The following is an 18,198-nucleotide window of genomic DNA, read 5'->3' as shown; positions in this document are numbered from 1 at the left end:
AACAGTTTTTTGCCCCGGTAGCTCAGCTGGATAGAGCAGCCGCCTCCTAAGCGGCAGGTCGGACGTTCGAATCGTCTCCGGGGCACCATTTTCTCAATATGTGCCATAATCTGTATAGAGCAGATCGATAGTCGACTAGCAAGAATTCGCAGGATAGATATGTCATGAATATGAAGCAATTTCTATTTACGCTTCTGATCGTTCCACTTGTAACGCTGCAACCAACTGTTGCGGTAGCAGGCAGTGATGGAATTGTCGGCGGCATCGTCGGCGGTATCGTCGGTGGTGCTGTGTCGGGCCACATCATAAAAAAGGACATGCAGAAACAGCAGAAGAAGCAGCAAAAGAAGCAACAAGTACAGACCGTTTATGTTGCAGACCGTACCGAGAATAAATCGATTCAAAATGCGCTGAACTACTTCGGCTTTCCTGCCGGTAGTGCAGATGGTGTTCTTGGCCCTTCTTCTCGCAATGCGATTTCGCAATACCAGGTCTACATGGGTTTTCCTGCGACCGGTCAGTTGAGCCAGTTTGAGAAAGATTATCTAATCAATTCTCATAACAAGGCTCAGGCTGGTGGATTTAACACCATGCAGAAGGTTGCCTCAATGCCTGAAGGCTCCAAAGGATTGTTGCTTGAATATCGCGTTGAGATGACTGGCGGCACGACTGCTGCAGCTTCGCAGCCGGTTCTGTTTGGCTCTGCATCTGTTCCGTCACAGTTCCAGGGTAGCTGGAAGGATGACTGTACCGGCGAAAGTGCCCAGCAACTTATGATTGATGCGAATGGGTTTAATGACGGCGTGAACAGCTGTTCAGTATCACAAGTCATCGCGTCTGAAGGTGATTCCTTTTCTGCCGAGTATGCATGTGGTACCGGGGATTCCCAATCCATGCACGAGGTAGAACTTGAGGTTGTTGGTGACAAGCTGATTACCAAGAGCCAGGATCCGAATGCAGGTGCAATGATCTTCGTTTACAGTAGTTGTGAATGAGTCATTCTTGAACGTTGGTGAAAAAGGGCCTCTCAGAAGGCCCTTTTTTGTGGAAAATGGTTAACCCTTAAAACCGACTTCTGCATGTGTTCCATCACAGAAGGGTTTGTTTTTTGAATGCCCGCAGCGGCACAGTGCGACCCTGTTACGGATTTCCAGGGGCGTATTGTCTGAACGGATGATCTTTATACCGCCTGTCACCCAGATTGGTCCGTTAGGCATCAGTGCGATTGACCTGGATAGCGCCGGTTCTATGCTTTGCCATGCCGCCTCACCGGTTTCATGATGTTTCCGTGCATTATCCAGTGCATAGGTGAGTGCACCGGAAGGGCAGTGTTCTACCATTGCGATGAGCTCGGTTCTTGCCTGGATATCGTCAGTTTTTCTGGATAGCTCCCATGCGTTCGTGGCACGGTTGCTGCAAAATCCTGCGTGGAAACAGAGGGAGCGCACGTCTTTCATCAGAATGCCCTTGCCGGGATACTCTTTTTGGGATTCCGAATAGCTTTTTCTATCTGCAGTTTCCGAGCCGTCAAATTCAATAGTCGCATGACTTCCGTCACAAAAGGGTTTGTTCCTCGAAGCACCACAGCGGCAGAGTGCATAGTCGGGCATCGTTTCAACATCACCATCCATAGACCATGCGAGTGATTCTCCACCCTCGGAGCGCATGATGCTTTTCCTGGTCAGGGGTATTTTCCCCTGGATGGCATAAGGACCATCGGGTAAGATTTTGATGCAGTAGTCACCGCCTGAAACATTGGCCGCAACATACTTCAAATCAATCTTCGTGGTCATTTGCAGCAACTCTATGGCATCCTGCTTGAGTTCATACATTGCACCGACAGAGCGACAAATCGATTTGGAATCACCATTGAAACCCTGTTCGATGAATCGCAATATCTCGCTGTACCTGCGGCAGAAGATCTCGTTTTGAGATTTAATCTCCTCCTCATGGAATTCGTCTGCGATGATGTCAGATGGTTTGTATACTGCCTCCCAGTCGACTTCGAACGCTTCTCCAGTGGGGCCTGATTGAGGCGTATCACCACGCTGGTAGAAGCGTCCCTCGAGAATTTGATTGAGTCTGAAATAGTGGCCAACTTCTTCCCGCTCGTGATGAAACATATTCTGGTCGCCATCCCAGATGGTGTCGAAAGACATACCTTCGCCCTGGTGCATGATTTCGTTGAGGGCAGCCAAGGCCGAATCAAGATCGGTTACGGGGACGATACTTCCACTTCCTGCATAGACAACAGTATCCGGATGAATCTGGCGGGATGGGTCACCGGTGAAAACAGCCTCTTCTCCAAGTTGCTGCGCGACTTCTTCCAGGCCAAGTTTGATCGCCTCGTAAAACTGACCGATTGTTTCATATTGCTCATCTTCAGGAGGTGCACCGGCTTGTTCCGGTCGTTCGATTTTCATCAGGGTAGCGATGGTTTCAGGGGAAAATCCCGTCAGGGGAACGATGAACGAATGGTCACTGTATGGAAGAAAGGAAGGGTAGGAGGGGATGAAATCAGGGGAGTCGAGAACAGGTGTGCCTCCAACTGCATTTAACACGTTTGCAGCCAGCGTCATATGCAACATCTCTTCCATAAAGATGCTGCGCAGAATTTCAGCTGACTCGGGATTATGCCCCTCTTTGATTGAATAGAGGGCACACAGGTAAGGTGTTAGCGTTGCATGCTCAAGCTCAATCGCCCATTGAAGGTGTTGCTGCAAGCTGGATATATCTTTGATAGACATGAACCAGTCTCCTGTTATGTGATTATCCGGGCGCCTGTTGGGTTGTTTTCCTTATAGGCACTAAGTATAGATAACAAAATCACCATGCGCGCACTCTTTACTACATTCTCACTACAGCTCATTATTAGCGTTAATTCAGCAATTTATTAATTATCGGCTCAAGAGGCGAGTTGTAAATTGAAGCATCATTGCCTACTTTCAATGTAGAGGGTACTTAATCTTACGGATATTATTGCCCCGGAGGATTTAATGGTTTTATCTCCGCTTTTGATAAAGAAAACGTTCACTTCCAAATGGGGGGTGCAATTTCTCCTCTGCATGGTCCTGGTGATGATTGCATCAGCAGGGCTGGCAACTGACGAGTACGCCGTTATGCGTGAAAATATGCTGAAGGAAATCGGTGCAGAAGCGCGTCTTACTGCTTCATATATTAAAAAGTCAGCGTTCGATGAGCGCGTGATGGAAGCCATGGGAAACGTCCCTCGACATCAATTCGTGCCAGAGGAGCAGCTTGATAACTCCTATAAGAACAGGCCGTTGCCGATTGGCCACGGGCAGACGATTTCCCAACCCTACATCGTCGCCCTGATGACCGACCTGCTTGAGATCAAGCCGGGTGATCGTGTGCTGGAAATCGGTACCGGCTCCGGCTACCAGGCTGCTGTCCTGTCGCAACTGGCCAAAGAAGTCTACACAATAGAAATTATCGAGCCCTTGCATCAACGGGCAACGCAAGTGTTTGAGCAGATGGGCTATGCAAATATTCATTCACGTCATGGTGATGGCTACTACGGCTGGAAAGAACATGCGCCGTATGACGCAATTATTGTGACCGCGGCTGCGGGCAATATACCGCCGCCATTGATTGAGCAGCTGAAGCCGGGTGGCAGCCTGGTTGTGCCGGTTGGCGGTGCATTCCAGACGCAACAACTGGTACTGGTGAAGAAGGGTGATGACGGAAAACTGCGTACGCGCCAGGTTCTGCCCGTCGTATTTGTTCCTCTTACCGGAGATCAGGGCCAGCGATAATGACAGGGGGCTGACAGGAGTATCAATATGGACACCAGTGCCAAACCTCCTGTCATTTCCATCATGCTGGTGTCTGCCTCGGCGCTCGCATTCGAAGTACTCCTGATTCGCCTCTTCTCGATCATCCAGTGGCATCATTTTGCCTACATGATTATCAGCCTGGCACTGCTTGGGTATGGCGTCAGCGGAACCATAATGACTCTTTTACGGGAAAGGGTGATGCCGCATTATGTGACCGCGTATATCGTCAACGGCATCGGTTTTGCACTTACGATCATCGCTAGTTTTCTGTTGGTACAGAAATTGCCATTCAATGCACTGGAAATCCTGTGGGACTCGGCACAATGGGGATACTTGCTTGCTGCATACCTGCTGTTGCTACTGCCTTTTTTCTTTGTAGCGAACTGTATCGTCCTGACGTTTGGTGCTTTTAGCGAGCAGATTCCCCGGATCTATGGTTTTGACCTGTTTGGCGCTGGTGTCGGTTCGCTTGTGTTGATCTATTCCCTTATGTTCTTGCAGCCTCAGCAGGTATTGCTGCTTATCTCTTTTACGGTTCTGATTGCGGTCGTCGTTGCGATGCTTGAGATGCGAACCGACTATCGTCTGACTGCAGTTGTCATTGTTGTCATCTCAATTGCAACTCTCTTAATGTTGCCGAAAGGGTGGTTGTCACTGCAGATGTCACCAAACAAGCCATTGAGCCAGTACATGCAGGTATCCGGTTCACATGTAGAGCGCGTGCTCTCGGGGCCGCATGGCGTTGTTACTGTGCTTGAAAACCGGCAAATCCCGTTTCGACTTGCATCAGGTATCAGTCTTAACAATAGTGCAGAGCCACCAACCCAGTACGCACTATTTGTCGACAGTGATGGCCCAAGTGCGCTGACCCGCTATGATGGCGATCGTTCGAAATTGATCTATCTCGATTACCAGACATCGGCACTGCCGTATCACCTTTCAAATCCGGCTCGCGTCCTGATTCTTGGTATGGGAGGAGGAAGCGACATACTGCAGGCGGAGTATCACGATGTGGGCAATATCGAAGCGGTTGAGATGAATCCACACCTGGTCGAGCTGTTGCAGGATGACTATGCAGATTTCGCCGGTTGGGCATTTCTGCAAGATCATACCCGGATTCATTTGTCGGAAACGCGTGCCTTCCTGGCGCACAATCAATCGACTTATGATCTTATCCAGATGTCGCTGCTGGATGCAGCAGGCGCATCTAGTGCCGGGCTTTACGCACTAAGTGAGAACTACCTTTATACAACCGAGGCTCTGGGGCTCTATTACCGGAGACTGCAGCCGGGAGGCATGCTTTCGATTACCCGCTGGATCAAGGTTCCACCACGTGATGCATTAAAACTCTTTGCTACGGCTGTGACTGCATTGAGGGAGGAGGGGGTAAGTCATCCGGAAAACCAGTTGGCAATGATTCGTGGCTGGAATACCAGCACACTGCTGATCAAACATGGTGTATTTACTGCGGAAGATATCCGCTCACTGCAGTAGTTTTGCGATGAACGCTCATTCGATGTGGCCTGGTACCCGGGCATCACAGATTCCGAGGTGAATCTTTTCAATGCTATCGATAAACCCTACTTTTATGAAGGCGCTCGCGCACTGCTTGGGAAGAGTGCGGCTGCATTTATAGATGACTACAAATTCTCTATTTCACCTGCTACTGATGACCGTCCCTATTACTTCAACTTTTTCAAGTGGGAGTCACTGGCCGAAATTCTTTCGCTGCAGCGCAGGGCCGGTTTTTCACTGATTGAACTCGGTTATCTCGTGTTGGTATTTACACTGATACAGGCACTGCTTGTCAGTGTTCTTTTGGTACTGCTACCGCTTCGGTTTGTGCCACGAGAGAATAACGCTCCAGATCGTCCGTACATTGCCGCTGTCATGCTCTATTTTGTGCTGATTGGCCTTGCTTTGCTGTTCGTCGAGATCGCATTTATCCAGCGCTTCATACTTTTCCTTGGTGATCCTGTCTATGCAGTGGCAGCTGTACTGTGCGGCTTCCTGGTCTTTTCAGGGCTTGGCAGCTTCACGGCTCCGTTTGTCAGGCGTTGTTGCAGGATAAATCCGGTGGTGCTCGCAGTTACCGGTATAACGATTGTCATACTTGCTTCGTTATGGCTTCACCCATTGGTTTTTCAGGCCTTGGCGATTCAGACAACTGCAATCAAGCTCATCGCATCCGTTGCTCTTATTGCGCCTCTCGCTTTTTTCATGGGAATGCCGTTTCCAATTGCATTGAATAGCGTATCTGAAAGGGCAGGATGGCTTTTACCGTGGGCATGGAGCGTTAATGGTTTCGCATCGCTTATGAGTGCAATTGTTGCAACCCTTATCGCAGTCCATTTCGGTTTCACTTCAGTCATGCTTCTGGCAGTACTGTTCTACTCTCTTGCAGCGCTGGTTTTTGCGTTGAATCTAACCAAACAGGTGCATTCTGACTCGGTAAATGCCTCATCATGAGGCAAATTAAAGAGAGAAACCCTGTAAATTAGCTTTTTAATGGCTGGCACGCATATTGCAGTAATTAAAAGCAGAGGGTTTGAGTGTCCACTTTCTGTGTCTGGAACTCAGGTTCTCGAGGTTAAGTCATGATCTCTTAACCTTTCCTTATTTAGAAACACTTCTCCTAGTTTTTGTCCCGGCTCCTCGCCGGGACTTTTTTTGATATCAACCGATTTTTCGGATGAATATCCGAACGCCTAAATGACTTTTATCTGCCTGTAGATATTGCACTATGCCGTTATGCTTACTAACCTATTAATAGGAGCGTTATCGCTTCTAAGTGCTTTGTTGCGGTAGCGCTCAATTGGCCATTTGGCTGGAATACAGATCAAGGTGAGCGCTATGAAATCAAAATCACTGATTGTCGGTGTCATCATTGGTTTCCTTCTCATGGGTGTTGCAGTGTGGTTTTCGATGCCACCGATGATGATCAACATACATAAAAGTACACAGGGATTCGATGAAACTGTCGCCGCAGTAGAGAGTGCAGTTGCTGCACAACCTGGCTGGAAAGTGGCAAAAGTCTTCGACATTCAGAAGAACATTACTGATGCAGGCCACGAGGGGATGGCTCGAGTCAAGATTGTCACCTTGTGTAATCCACATTATGCCAATCGCATTCTGACAGACGACAAAGACAAGGTTGTAACCACGATGATGCCGCTGGGAATTGGCGTATATGAGACTGGTGACGGCTCTGTTTACATGTCTGAAATGAATGTCGGTCTCGTAGGCATGATGTTTGGCGGAACCATTGCTGAAGTGATGGGGGATGCATCTGCTGATATTGGCAAGATGATGACAGCTGTTAGCCAGTAACGAACAGGTTTAATAACTGAAGCTATTGTTCAGTACGTTCAACTGGTAAGCCGGCTCTTTGCCATTCAGGAAAGCCGTCTTCAAGTCTTCTGGCCCTGATTCCGGCTGAGCGCAGATTGGCAACGGCGTCGAATGCGAGAATGCAATGAGGTCCCCGGCAGTATGCAACGATTTCCTGCCGGTGATCGAAATCATCCAGATGATGCATCAGTTCATTCAGAGGGATATTTACGGCCCCTGTGACATGGCCGTTGTTGTATTCCTCTACCGGACGCACATCTATCACTGTGACCAGTCCATCTTTCACCCGGGATAGCAATTCTTCGCGCGGAATGGGTTCAAGATCATCACGTGTTGTCAGGTAGGTTGTTACAAGCTGATCAACTTCATCCAGGTGGCGTTCTGCGACCTGGCGCAGGTGTGTCATCAGGTCAATTATATCATTTCCGCTCAGTCGATAGATGACCCTTTGGCTCTCTTTTCTACATTCGACCAGCCCTGCCTGGCGCAGTTGCTGCAGGTGTTGTGAGGTATTGGCAACCGTCAGTCCGGAAACCCTGGCAAGCTCATCGACACTGCGCTCGCCCTGTGCGAGAAATTCGATCAGTTCAAGTCGGTTGCCGTGACCCAGTGCCTTGCCGACGCGGGCAAATTGCGCAAACAGATCCTGCTTGAAGTGGTTTCTTGACATGTTTTCCTTATCCTATATGCTTTATTCAAGTAATTACTTGAATAATAGGTTGTGCTTAGTATAGCAAGTTCTTGTTATTTTGCTGAGGGGGTCTGATGGAATTTGTTGACTGGGTCGTTGCCAATGAAAAAGTGGTTCGGATGAGCTGTTTTTTCGGCATGATCGTGATCATGGCGAGCTGGGAATACCTCTCGCCATGCCGTGCTTTGTTGGTTCCAAGAGCAGTCCACTGGGCCAATAATCTAGGCATCGTGTTTCTTAACAGCTTCCTGCTGCGCCTCGCTTTCCCTGCGGCAGCTATCGGTGTTGCGATGACTGCGGTCGAACAGAACTGGGGGCTTTTCAACTACTACTCGGTCTCACCTGTTCTCGCGATTATTGTGTCGATCGTGGTGATGGATCTTGTTATTTATCTGCAGCATGTGATGGTGCATGCGGTGCCGCTGTTGTGGCGTTTGCACAGGGTGCATCATGCGGACATTGATTACGATTTCACTACCGGCGCACGCTTTCATCCAATCGAGATATTCCTGTCGATGCTGATCAAGTTCGCCACCATCATTTTGCTGGGACCACCGGTTGTTGCGGTCATCCTGTTTGAAGTGATTTTAAACCTGATGGCGATGTTCAATCACGGTAACGTACGCTTGCCGGCAGCTGTTGACCGGTTTGTTCGTTGGTTCGTCGTGACACCGGACATGCATCGAGTTCACCACTCGGTTAATGATGACGAGGCAAACAGTAATTTCGGTTTCAACCTGTCACTGTGGGACCGCCTGTTCGGAACCTACCGTGACCAACCACGTGACGGCCATGTCGGGATGACGATCGGTATTCGGAAATACAGGGACGCACGTGACGTCACCTGGCTTCCTGGTATGTTATGGCTGCCATTCCGAGGCAAGATCAGTGACTACGCGATCAATCGCCGTCAGTGGAGTGATGATGAATAAACGCATCACACAGGTTCTGTTGCTGCTGCTGATTGCTGCCGGTATTGCGCTCGCCGTGGTTTACCGTGAGCAATTGAGCGGAGATGCCCTGCAGGAGTGGGTGATAAGCCTGGGCAGTGCAGGGCCTGTCGTTTTCATGCTCATCTATATCGTTTCGACGCTGGTGTTCCTGCCCGGTTCTGTCCTTACTCTTGCCGGTGGCGCTCTGTTCGGACCTGTTTGGGGAACCTTTTACAACCTGACCGGTGCGACAATCGGCGCAACACTGGCATTTATCATTGCCCGATACATTGCCTCTGAGTGGGTCGAAAAGAACAGCGGAAAGAGAGTTGCAAAGCTGAAGGAGGGTGTCGAGGCGGAAGGATGGCGATTCGTTGCTTTCGTGCGTCTTGTTCCCCTGTTTCCTTTCAACCTGTTGAACTATGCGCTTGGACTGACCCGCATACGATTGCTCGACTATATACTTGCCACCTATCTGTTCATGCTTCCGGGGGCCTTTGCATATACTTATCTCGGTTACGCGGGTCGTGAAGCAATCTCAGGTGGTGAGTCCTTCATACAGAAAGGGCTGCTGGCTCTCGCCTTGCTTGCCGTTGTTGCATTTATTCCGCGCCTGGTGGGAAGGCTTCGCCAGGGTCCGATGATAGATGTTTCTGAACTTGCCAAACAGTTAAAAGAAAATGATCCGCCACTGATTCTTGATGTTCGCACAGTAGAAGATTATGTCGGCAAGCAAGGATATATCATTGGTTCATTTAATATCCCGCTTGAAGAGTTAAAGCAGCGTATTGCAGAGATATCCGATCATAATGACTCGCCAGTTGCGATCGTCTGTCGAACGGACAAACGCTCTGTAAAGGCTGCCAGGATACTAGCCCGAAATGGATTCTCGAATGTCCATGTTGTCAGAAATGGTATGACAGCCTGGAATTCGGCTGGGGAGCCTGTTTCACATGAGCCACCCGTGTAAAAGAGGGTAAAGATAATGTCTACACTGATTATTCTGAATGATCCACCATATGGAACCGAGCGCAGCTATAACGGCCTGAGGCTGGCCAAGTCCCTGCTCGGCAAGGATGAAAATGTCACGCTGTTTCTGCTTGCTGATGCAGTTTTCTGTGCGAAGGCGGGGCAGACGGTGCCACAGGGTTTCTATAATGTCGAACTCATGATCAATGCAGTTGTTCGCAAGGGCTCGGTTTTATTGTGTGGGACCTGTATGGATGCACGCGGTCTGAAAGAGAGCGAGGTCATTGCGGGTTGCAAGCGCAGCACGCTCGATGAACTGACCGAAAATACCCTGAATGCTGATAAGGTACTGACTTTCTGATTTTTGCCCGGCTGTACGTAGTAAAATCAGCTGATAAGTGAAAGATTACAGGCGTTTTTGTAAATGATAGATGTATTGCCAAAGCTCAACCCGGGCAAGAGCGATTTTCCTGTGTTGCACAGAAGCAGGCTGGAAACACTCCAGGTCAACCTAGGCTACAAGTGTAATCAGCAGTGCCAGCATTGCCATGTGAATGCCGGGCCAAACCGGACAGAAGAGATGTCTGCCGAAACAGCCGGAGATATTCTCAATTTTCTCGAGTCAGGCACAATCAGGCAACTTGATCTGACCGGCGGTGCACCAGAAATCCACGCGCCATTTCGGCAGCTTGTTGAGAAAGCGAGCGCACTGGGTGTACATGTTATTGATCGCTGCAACCTGACCGTTCTTTCCGAACCGGGGCAGGAGTCACTTGCTGAATTCCTGGCGCAATACAAGGTCGAGGTTGTCGCTTCCTTGCCATGCTACCTCGAAGAGAATGTCGATTCACAACGTGGCAAGGGTGTCTTTACCAGGAGTATCGATGCGCTCAGGCAACTCAACTCACTTGGTTATGGTGTTCCTGGCAGTGGGCTTGAACTGACCCTGATGTACAACCCTGTGGGTTCGCACCTGCCACCGTCACAGGAGAGCCTGGAAGATGATTACAGGCAAAAACTGAGAGCACAATATGGGGTTGAATTCAGTCGCCTCTTTACGCTTGTTAACATGCCGATACAGCGATTTGGCAGCATGCTGGTTTCAAAAGGGGAGTTTGACGGATACATGCAGCTGTTGCGCAGTTCCTTTGCAGCGGAGAATCTGCAGAGTGTTATGTGCCGTACATTGATCAGTGTCGATTGGCAGGGCTATGTCTATGATTGTGATTTCAACCAGATGATCGGTTTGCCATTGGGCAAAGAGAGACTTCACATCAAGGATATCGACACCGAGGGTTTGACCGGCAGTGATATCACGATGGCAGATCACTGCTACGGCTGTACTGCGGGGCAGGGAAGCAGCTGTGGTGGGGCGCTGGCCTGACTGCAGGGCCATCCAATCCGATACAGCATGCCCGCAATTTCGATTATCATTCCTGCCTTGAACGAGGCAGAAACAATTGAACAGACACTCTCTTGCCTGCAGATGATGAGAGGCCGAAACTGTGAGGTGATTCTTGTCGATGGGGGTAGTAATGACGCCACCATGGATTTGGCAGGGCCCCTGGCAGATAGAATTCTCACCTGCGAAAAAGGACGGGCTAACCAGCTCGAGCATGGTGTCAAACACTCAACTGCACCGCTGATCTGGTTTCTCCATGCCGATACACGTGTTCCTGAAAATACAGATGAAGTGATCGAGATTGCACTGGAGAAACAGGATGCGACATGGGGACGTTTCAACGTCAGGCTTGATGGACGGCACCCCCTGTTTCGGATTATCGAGAAGATGATGAACTATCGCTCCTGTATTACCGGTATCTGTACAGGCGACCAGGGTATTTTCGTGCGCCGCGATACACTTGAAGCGATTGGAGGTGTGCCTCGGCAGGCACTGATGGAAGATATTGAACTCAGCAAGCGTCTTAAAACAACAGCATCACCACTCTGTATGAAGCAGGTGCTGGTGACTTCCAGCCGACGGTGGCAGGAGAAGGGGGTTATCAGGACGGTTTTGTTGATGTGGTATCTGCGCGCCGCCTATGCATTCGGTGTCCCTGCCGGAAAGCTGGCAAGGTTGTACCGTTAAATGAATTGCAATAATAGTTCAGGCGGCGTTATCCAGGTTTTCTGCAAGGCCCCTGTGCCGGGCAAGGTAAAAACACGCCTGATTCCCGAGTTGGGTGCGGAGGGCGCGGCCAGGCTGCATGCACATTTGGCTAACAGCACTTTTACTAAAATCAGCGAGAGAATGACAGGTGTTGCCGAGCTCTGGTGTGCCCCGGATACATCCGATCCTTTCTTTCAGGAGGCAGGGGAAACACATGATTTTTCCCTGCATGAGCAGCACGGCAAGGATCTTGGTGAACGCATGGCATTTGCACTCTGCCAGGCGGTTGAAAAATACCAATGGGCCATATTGATCGGTACGGATTGCCCGGAATTGCACGCCGGAATCATTGACGAGGCAAAACGGAAACTCGAAGGTGGAGAAGAGATTGTATTTGGCCCAGCTGCTGATGGTGGTTTTTACCTTGTCGGGCTGAGGAGGTATCCGCAAGGTCTCTTTTCGAATATGCAGTGGGGAGATGAGAACGTGATGAAAGAGATTGAAGCGCGATTAGAGAGATCCGCTCTATCCTGCTGTATGCTAGACACCCTGAATGACCTGGACAGGCCAGAGGACCTGGCCCGTTTTCCTGAATTAATGCAACAAACTGGTATCAAGAACTATGAACTGGATTGATCGAATCCCACTCTCATCACTACTGCTTATTGCAGTTTTTCTCGGACTGGCACCATTTTCGCCCGAACCGCATTTATGGGAGAAGCTCAAGATGCTGGCAGCAGGAACCCTGTCACGTCCCATCGATATATTCGACCTGCTTATGCATGGTTCACCATTGATACTGGTCGGTATCAAGCTGGTTCGAATGAGAAGTAACGATGGTGAAGAGAATGTCTGACACGAACAGGCAGCTCGTTTTTGTTTACAACGCCGACAGCGGTATGTTCAACACGCTGAAAGACATCACCCATAAAATCGTTTCGCCTGAAACCTACGAATGCAATCTTTGCAGTATTACGCATGGCAATTTCAGCATGCACAGCGAGTGGAAGAGTTTTATCAACGAGATCGATTTTCCGGTCTTGTTCCTGCATCGAAACGAGGCAAGGGAACAGTATGGCGTGACTGACCAGTTGCCTGCGATCTACATGGAGTCTCCTGACGGGCTCGAATTACGCCTCGATGCCAGTGCAATCAATTCTTGCGAGAGTATCGAGGAGCTGAAAGAGAGGTTGCTCGAGTCCATTTCTGGATAAGTACGGCACCTGCAGACGACTATAGAATCAGGGTAGTACCAGTTAGCGTGACTCGACGTCGGCGTAGCCCATTCGTTCCACTGAAGAAGCGAAAGGTTGTTTGAGCAATCGGAGATTGCGAGTTCCTTTCGCGCTGTGGGGCGAATGATCAGGCGCAGCCGTGGAGAGGCACGCTAACTGGTACTGCGCACCACACCTGGTTTGTTGTTTCCATTGATGACTGGTGCGGGGCAGGTTGGTACAATGCAACGCTATCATTAGAGATTGAGTCTATTATGTCCGGGAATACAATCGGCAAGCTTTTCACAGTCACTTCATTTGGCGAAAGCCACGGTACGGCTATCGGCTGCGTCATTGACGGCTGTCCGCCGGGAATGGAGCTGAGTGAGGCAGATATCCAGGGTGACCTGGAGCGTCGCCGCCCGGGCAAAACACGCCACACCACGCAGCGTCGTGAACCCGACGAAGTGCAGATTCTTTCCGGTATTTTCGAGGGCAAGACCACGGGCACACCGATTGGGCTGGTTATCTTTAACCAGGATCAGCGCTCAAAAGACTATTCCGATATTTCTGACCGTTTTCGCCCCGGTCATGCCGATTACACCTATTTACAGAAGTACGGAACGCGTGACTATCGTGGCGGTGGCCGCTCCTCTGCACGCGAAACGGCAATGCGTGTTGCTGCCGGTGCGGTTGCCAAGAAGTATCTGAAGGAGAGCCTAGGTATCGAGGTGCGTGCCTGCCTGTCAGCATTGGGCCCGCTACGCCCTGCAAAGTTCGATTGGGATGTTGTCGAGAATGACGATAATCCCTTCTTTGTTCCGGATCTGGATGCCATTCCAGAGATGGAAGCCTATATGGATGATTTACGCAAAGAGGGTAATTCTGTCGGTGCGGAGATCACTGTTGTTGCAAGCGGCATGCCGCCTGGTCTTGGCGAGCCGATTTTCGATCGTCTTGATGCCGATCTTGCCCATGCATTAATGAGTATCAATGCCGCCAAGGGTGTTGAGATCGGAGCCGGTTTCAACTCGGTTGCGCAGAAGGGCACGGAACATCGCGACGAGATGACGCCTGAGGGTTTTCTGTCGAATAATGCCGGCGGCATCCTCGGTGGTATCTCCAGTGGTCAGGATATTGTTGCGCGGGTCGCCTTCAAGCCAACCTCGAGTATCAGGATTGGCGGCAATACGATCAATAAAGAGGGTGAACCTGTCGATGTCGTGACCAAGGGGCGTCATGATCCCTGCGTTGGTATTCGTGCAACCCCGATTGTTGAGGCGATGACTGCTATCGTACTGCTTGATCACCTGCTCAGGCAGCGTGGTCAGAACGCTGATGTCACTCCACCTGTTCCGGTAGTTCCTGCAGGCGAAAGCTGATTTCTCGATGCCATACTGGCGCCTCTCGGCATTCTATTTTTTCTACTTCTCGGCACTCGGTGTTCTTGCACCTTTCTGGGCGCTATACCTGAAAGATAGCGGTTATACTGCGATTCAGATCGGTGAGCTGATGGCGATACCGATGGCGACCAAAATGATCGCACCCTTCGTGTGGGGCGTGATTGCCGATCACACCAATAAGCGCATGCAAATAGTACGCAGCGGTGCACTCGCTGCATTTCTTACTTTTCTGCTGGTTTTCTGGGTATCGGGTTTCTGGCCCCTGGCAATTGCGATGACCCTGTTCAGTTTCTTCTGGAACGCTGTGTTGCCACAGGTAGAAGCGGTTACTTTCCGCCACCTGGATCAGGAAAGCGCCATGTACAGCAGGGTGCGTGTGTGGGGCTCAATCGGTTTTATCGCCATGGTTGTCGGCGTTGGTTATCTCATCGACCATCATGGCAGCAGGGTGATTCTCTACACGCTTGCAGTACTCTATGCCGGTATCTGGGTGGCGACACAACTGGTGCCTGAAGAGAGCACACCGGCTGAGCACGAGCACCAGCACCAGCCGCACTCATTTTTCTCGCTGCTGAAATCGCCGCCAATACTGACATTTGTTGCAGCCTGTTTCCTGATGCAGTTCAGTCACGGTGCCTATTACACCTTCTATACGATCTACATGCAGGGTTTTGGCTATTCGGAGACCCTGATAGGTGAGATGTGGGCACTCGGTGTGATTGCTGAGGTGGTGCTCTATATCTTTTTCATGCACAAGCTGCTTGAGCGTTTTGGAGCGCGCACGCTTTTAATCGCCAGCCTGGCTATTGCCGGCCTGCGTTGGTTGCTGATCGGCCATTTTGGCGATTCCCTGGCAATATTGCTATTTGCGCAGTTATTGCACGCAGCGACTTTTGGTAGTTTTCATGCGGCAGCAATTCACTATGTGCATCATGCATTTACACACAAATTGCAGGGTCGTGGGCAAGCACTGTACAGCAGCATCAGTTTTGGTGCGGGCGGGGCAGCCGGAAGCGTTGCCAGTGGCGCTACCTGGGAGCTTTGGGGGGCAACGACGGTTTTCTCTATTGCCGCAGTTATCGCTTTTTCAGGTATGCTGATTACAATAATAGGCATGGACAGACGCGGCGGGTGAGTCTATGGTTCTATATAATAATTAGAAGGTTGAAGTAAGAGATAAGCTGAGGAGTCTTCTTGATGATGTTGATGGCTGTGAATAGATGGTTTTCGGTAAAAGGGGCAATAGTTTCTCTCGTGTCTCTGTTGCTGCTCAGTGCTACAGCGCAGGCTGATAATAAGGCGGTATCCAGCAAGCCTGTTTTAAGTGATGAGGCCATCGAACTCAAGCAGGCAGTTCAGAAAGTTCGACCCAAAAAGCACAGGAAACTCCTGCAGAGTTTCTATACTCTTCGAAATTATCAACCAACATGGAAGAACTACTCCCAGGTAAGTGCACTGCTAAAGAATCTTCGCGAATCCGACAAGGAGGGTCTTAACCCTGCAGATTACCGGCTTGACGAGATCAAGCAGGCTTCCGGATTGCAGCAGGAGTTGATACTGACAGATGTATTACTCTCTTATGCCCACGACCTTCGTGATGGAGTCCATTCACCTCAGCAGGTCGATCGCAGGTGGCATATCAGGAAGCCGAAATTCAACCTGGTTGGAGAAGTATCAAAAGCCGTTGAATATGGCAGATTACGGGCTTTCCTCAAGGATCTGGCGCCTCCTCATGAAGAGTATGCTGCTCTTCGCGCACAGTTGCGTGAACACCGCAAAGTAGCCAAGAGAGGCGGTTGGCCCGATTTTCCTGCAAGGGGACCGAGACGTCTGGACCCTGGAGATCGACATCAGCAGGTTGAATCGCTTCGGGCGCGCCTTGCTGTGACCGATAAAGCGGCTTCATCGTCTGCTGATTCACAACTCTATGATGATGCGCTGGTGGAGGCCGTGAAACGTTTCCAACGTCGCCATGGACTTAATGACGATGGTGTTGTCGGCGGTGCAACCCGTGCGGCACTTGCCGTTCCAATTGAACAGCGTATCGAACAGATTATTGCCTCAATGGAGCGCTGGCGCTGGATGCCAAGAGAACTTGGCAGCAGCTACGTTATTGTCGATGTGCCTGCCTATCGCCTGTGGTTTCATCAGCCCGGAAAGAAGCCGCTGACGATGCGAACCATTGTCGGGGATTACAAAAACCAGACCCCGAGTTTTACCCAGAAAATGAAGTACCTGGTGATGAATCCCAACTGGTATGTTCCGAACTCAATTGCTTCCAAGGAGCTGGCACCGAAGATTAGCGAGGATCCGGACTATGTATACCGTGCAGGTTTCAAGGTGTATGACAAGCAGAGCAAGCAGCAAATCGATCCAGCATCGGTCGACTGGGCTAGCCTGGGCACCGGTTCTGAATTTCCCTACAGGATAGTTCAGTCATCGGGCAACACAAATGCACTTGGCGACATCAAGTTCATCTTTCCGAATCGGCATGGTATCTACCTGCACGATACCAGTGCGCCTTCGCTTTTCAGGAAGGACAAGCGTGCGCTGAGCCATGGTTGTATCAGAATCGAGAAGCCCTTGGAACTGGCAGCGAGAATACTCGGTACGAGTTCACCTGATGAAATAGCCAGTATGATCCAGTCATCTTCACACAATCGCCATGTCAATCTGAAAGGTGAGATTCCAGTTTACCTGGTCTACATGACAGCCTGGAGCGAAGGAAAGGGTGATATCTCTTTCTTTAATGATATCTACAAGAGGGACCGCCGCTTATTGGCGGCGAAATAAACGGCGAAAAACACGATAAGTTAATCCTTAATTAATCAATGGGTTACATTGGTATAAGCTTATACTATAGTTGCCCCTTGAAACTTTTTTCTATATCATTTGTCGAAATTTTTCGAATGCCACCAATTAACGCATGGAATTTATGACTAAAGAGACAGCTGTACATCTCCCTAGACGCCGATTCATACAGACAGCCTCACTTCTTGCTGGAACAACCATCGTTCCTCAGGCTATGGCTGCCCCGACTGATCTGAAAGAAATCAGTTCTTCTCTGCGCAACCTGTTTACTCTGCTGACCAAGGGTCCTGAGGCTGAACAGGCGGCAATTGAAAAAGCCAGGCCAAAAGATGTTCGCTCAATTTCACTGCACAACCTGCATACGGGCGAAAAGAGCAGTGTCGATTACTGGATTGACGGTCAGTACGAGAAAGATGCGCTGGCTGAGATCAACAAGGTATTGCGCGATCATCGCAACGATGCTGTGTGTGAAATCAATTGTGAGCTCATCGATTATCTCAGCAGCCTGCAACGCAAGCTTGGTGTGGAAGATAAGACTCTGGAAGTCATCTCAGGCTATCGTTCACCTGCAAGTAACGCAAAACTGCGTCAGAAGAGCAGGGGAGTTGCCAAGGAGAGCTTTCACATGAAAGGCATGGCGGTTGATATCCAGATTCCCGGTACATCTTCCGACCTGGTTTTCAATGCAGCCAAAGATCTCAAGACCGGTGGCGCAGGCTATTACGGCAAGAGCCGCTTCGTCCATCTCGACGTTGGTGGTGTACGCTCCTGGAGGAGTTGATCAACTCTTATCCTGTAGCTCATTATTCACCAGAAAAACCCGGTCTGACAGACCGGGTTTTTTGTTCTCCGGATTCGCCCTAAGTCCACACCGGGACAGTGCTTTTTTACCCAAATAATGGTATGATTTTCGAGCTGAA

The 18,198-nt window shown here is 50.0% G+C and carries 19 protein-coding genes and 1 tRNA gene; 18 read left to right on the top strand and 2 right to left on the bottom strand.

The annotated features are described in order from the left end of the window. Positions 1–11: 11 nt before the first annotated feature. A tRNA-Arg gene (locus tag BOW06_RS02585) sits at positions 12–88 on the top strand. 76 nt (positions 89–164) lie between these two features. Next, on the top strand, positions 165–995 hold the full coding sequence (locus BOW06_RS02580) for a peptidoglycan-binding domain-containing protein (protein WP_078454947.1): 831 nt from the start codon (positions 165–167) through the stop codon (positions 993–995). Positions 996–1,055: 60 nt separating this feature from the next. Here the strand turns inward: BOW06_RS02580 and BOW06_RS02575 are convergent, their stop codons facing one another. Then, positions 1,056–2,747, bottom strand: a complete 1,692-nt coding sequence (locus tag BOW06_RS02575; protein ID WP_052132140.1) for a ferritin-like domain-containing protein — start codon at positions 2,745–2,747, stop codon at positions 1,056–1,058. A 318-nt stretch (positions 2,748–3,065) separates the two neighbouring features. Between BOW06_RS02575 and BOW06_RS02570 the strand changes: the two genes are divergently transcribed. The 4 genes from BOW06_RS02570 (at position 3,066) to BOW06_RS02555 (ending at position 7,127) form a co-directional block, all read left to right on the top strand. Beyond that, entirely contained in the window at positions 3,066–3,776 is a 711-nt protein-coding gene (locus tag BOW06_RS02570; RefSeq protein WP_370606171.1) for a protein-L-isoaspartate(D-aspartate) O-methyltransferase, read from the top strand. Between the two features lie 27 nt (positions 3,777–3,803). Beyond that, a complete protein-coding gene (locus tag BOW06_RS02565) occupies positions 3,804–5,291 on the top strand; it encodes a spermidine synthase family protein (RefSeq protein WP_078459446.1) in 1,488 nt (495 codons plus the stop codon). A 24-nt stretch (positions 5,292–5,315) separates the two neighbouring features. Beyond that, a complete protein-coding gene (locus BOW06_RS02560) occupies positions 5,316–6,266 on the top strand; it encodes a spermidine synthase family protein (protein WP_078459445.1) in 951 nt (316 codons plus the stop codon). Positions 6,267–6,650: 384 nt separating this feature from the next. Beyond that, entirely contained in the window at positions 6,651–7,127 is a 477-nt protein-coding gene (locus BOW06_RS02555; protein ID WP_078453068.1) for a DUF302 domain-containing protein, read from the top strand. 22 nt (positions 7,128–7,149) lie between these two features. Here the strand turns inward: BOW06_RS02555 and BOW06_RS02550 are convergent, their stop codons facing one another. Next, complete coding sequence (locus BOW06_RS02550; RefSeq protein ID WP_043116999.1) at positions 7,150–7,818, bottom strand: ArsR/SmtB family transcription factor; 669 nt, start codon at positions 7,816–7,818, stop codon at positions 7,150–7,152. A gap of 95 nt (positions 7,819–7,913) precedes the next feature. Here BOW06_RS02550 and BOW06_RS02545 point away from each other — a divergent pair, with 95 nt between their 5' ends. From BOW06_RS02545 to mepK, 12 genes are all read left to right on the top strand, one after another. Next, positions 7,914–8,771, top strand: a complete 858-nt coding sequence (locus BOW06_RS02545) for a sterol desaturase family protein (RefSeq protein WP_043116998.1) — start codon at positions 7,914–7,916, stop codon at positions 8,769–8,771. Continuing rightward, positions 8,764–9,741 (top strand): VTT domain-containing protein, encoded by a 978-nt coding sequence (locus BOW06_RS02540; RefSeq protein WP_043116996.1) that lies wholly within the window; start codon positions 8,764–8,766, stop codon positions 9,739–9,741. The genes BOW06_RS02545 and BOW06_RS02540 overlap by 8 nt, the downstream gene beginning before the upstream one ends. Positions 9,742–9,756: 15 nt before the next feature. Then, positions 9,757–10,101, top strand: coding sequence for a DsrE/DsrF/TusD sulfur relay family protein (locus BOW06_RS02535; protein ID WP_043116995.1), 345 nt, complete (start codon positions 9,757–9,759; stop codon positions 10,099–10,101). A 63-nt stretch (positions 10,102–10,164) separates the two neighbouring features. Further along, entirely contained in the window at positions 10,165–11,124 is a 960-nt protein-coding gene (gene arsS / locus BOW06_RS02530) for an arsenosugar biosynthesis radical SAM (seleno)protein ArsS (protein ID WP_078453065.1), read from the top strand. A gap of 27 nt (positions 11,125–11,151) precedes the next feature. Then, positions 11,152–11,829, top strand: a complete 678-nt coding sequence (locus BOW06_RS02525) for a TIGR04283 family arsenosugar biosynthesis glycosyltransferase (RefSeq protein ID WP_078453064.1) — start codon at positions 11,152–11,154, stop codon at positions 11,827–11,829. After that, positions 11,830–12,486: a TIGR04282 family arsenosugar biosynthesis glycosyltransferase gene (locus tag BOW06_RS02520; protein WP_043116993.1), complete on the top strand. Its 657-nt coding sequence runs from the start codon at positions 11,830–11,832 to the stop codon at positions 12,484–12,486. Further along, entirely contained in the window at positions 12,473–12,706 is a 234-nt protein-coding gene (locus BOW06_RS02515) for an RND transporter (protein WP_078453063.1), read from the top strand. Before BOW06_RS02520 ends, BOW06_RS02515 begins: the two co-directional genes overlap by 14 nt. After that, the gene (locus tag BOW06_RS02510; protein ID WP_043116990.1) at positions 12,699–13,064 is read left to right on the top strand and encodes a hypothetical protein; all 366 of its coding nucleotides are present in this window, start codon (positions 12,699–12,701) and stop codon (positions 13,062–13,064) included. Before BOW06_RS02515 ends, BOW06_RS02510 begins: the two co-directional genes overlap by 8 nt. Before the next feature lie 275 nt (positions 13,065–13,339). Then, a complete protein-coding gene (gene aroC, locus BOW06_RS02505; protein WP_043116988.1) occupies positions 13,340–14,446 on the top strand; it encodes a chorismate synthase in 1,107 nt (368 codons plus the stop codon). 7 nt (positions 14,447–14,453) lie between these two features. Then, positions 14,454–15,602 (top strand): MFS transporter, encoded by a 1,149-nt coding sequence (locus BOW06_RS02500; protein ID WP_043116987.1) that lies wholly within the window; start codon positions 14,454–14,456, stop codon positions 15,600–15,602. A 71-nt stretch (positions 15,603–15,673) separates the two neighbouring features. Then, on the top strand, positions 15,674–17,260 hold the full coding sequence (locus BOW06_RS02495; RefSeq protein ID WP_179116069.1) for a L,D-transpeptidase family protein: 1,587 nt from the start codon (positions 15,674–15,676) through the stop codon (positions 17,258–17,260). Positions 17,261–17,402: 142 nt separating this feature from the next. Beyond that, positions 17,403–18,059, top strand: a complete 657-nt coding sequence (gene mepK / locus BOW06_RS02490; protein ID WP_179115395.1) for a peptidoglycan L,D-endopeptidase MepK — start codon at positions 17,403–17,405, stop codon at positions 18,057–18,059. Positions 18,060–18,198: the final 139 nt, after the last annotated feature.

It is taken from the genome of Solemya velum gill symbiont, from assembly GCF_002020255.1.
GTDB lineage: Bacteria > Pseudomonadota > Gammaproteobacteria > Chromatiales > Chromatiaceae.
This window is presented reverse-complemented; position numbering and strand designations above follow the sequence as displayed.

What these genes read in the sequence shown, in the direction of transcription:
- BOW06_RS02540 (WP_043116996.1), top strand. Translation starts at nt 8,764, where the DNA reads ATGAATAAACGCATCACACAGGTTCTGTTGCTGCTGCTGATTGCTGCC.
- BOW06_RS02525 (WP_078453064.1), top strand. Translation starts at nt 11,152, where the DNA reads ATGCCCGCAATTTCGATTATCATTCCTGCCTTGAACGAGGCAGAAACA.
- BOW06_RS02510 (WP_043116990.1), top strand. Translation starts at nt 12,699, where the DNA reads ATGTCTGACACGAACAGGCAGCTCGTTTTTGTTTACAACGCCGACAGC.
- BOW06_RS02520 (WP_043116993.1), top strand. Translation starts at nt 11,830, where the DNA reads ATGAATTGCAATAATAGTTCAGGCGGCGTTATCCAGGTTTTCTGCAAG.
- BOW06_RS02545 (WP_043116998.1), top strand. Translation starts at nt 7,914, where the DNA reads ATGGAATTTGTTGACTGGGTCGTTGCCAATGAAAAAGTGGTTCGGATG.
- BOW06_RS02570 (WP_370606171.1), top strand. Translation starts at nt 3,066, where the DNA reads ATGGTCCTGGTGATGATTGCATCAGCAGGGCTGGCAACTGACGAGTAC.
- BOW06_RS02500 (WP_043116987.1), top strand. Translation starts at nt 14,454, where the DNA reads ATGCCATACTGGCGCCTCTCGGCATTCTATTTTTTCTACTTCTCGGCA.
- BOW06_RS02515 (WP_078453063.1), top strand. Translation starts at nt 12,473, where the DNA reads ATGAACTGGATTGATCGAATCCCACTCTCATCACTACTGCTTATTGCA.
- BOW06_RS02535 (WP_043116995.1), top strand. Translation starts at nt 9,757, where the DNA reads ATGTCTACACTGATTATTCTGAATGATCCACCATATGGAACCGAGCGC.
- arsS (WP_078453065.1), top strand. Translation starts at nt 10,165, where the DNA reads ATGATAGATGTATTGCCAAAGCTCAACCCGGGCAAGAGCGATTTTCCT.
- aroC (WP_043116988.1), top strand. Translation starts at nt 13,340, where the DNA reads ATGTCCGGGAATACAATCGGCAAGCTTTTCACAGTCACTTCATTTGGC.
- BOW06_RS02550 (WP_043116999.1), bottom strand. Translation starts at nt 7,818, where the DNA reads ATGTCAAGAAACCACTTCAAGCAGGATCTGTTTGCGCAATTTGCCCGC.
- mepK (WP_179115395.1), top strand. Translation starts at nt 17,403, where the DNA reads ATGACTAAAGAGACAGCTGTACATCTCCCTAGACGCCGATTCATACAG.
- BOW06_RS02495 (WP_179116069.1), top strand. Translation starts at nt 15,674, where the DNA reads ATGGCTGTGAATAGATGGTTTTCGGTAAAAGGGGCAATAGTTTCTCTC.
- BOW06_RS02575 (WP_052132140.1), bottom strand. Translation starts at nt 2,747, where the DNA reads ATGTCTATCAAAGATATATCCAGCTTGCAGCAACACCTTCAATGGGCG.
- BOW06_RS02580 (WP_078454947.1), top strand. Translation starts at nt 165, where the DNA reads ATGAATATGAAGCAATTTCTATTTACGCTTCTGATCGTTCCACTTGTA.
- BOW06_RS02565 (WP_078459446.1), top strand. Translation starts at nt 3,804, where the DNA reads ATGGACACCAGTGCCAAACCTCCTGTCATTTCCATCATGCTGGTGTCT.
- BOW06_RS02555 (WP_078453068.1), top strand. Translation starts at nt 6,651, where the DNA reads ATGAAATCAAAATCACTGATTGTCGGTGTCATCATTGGTTTCCTTCTC.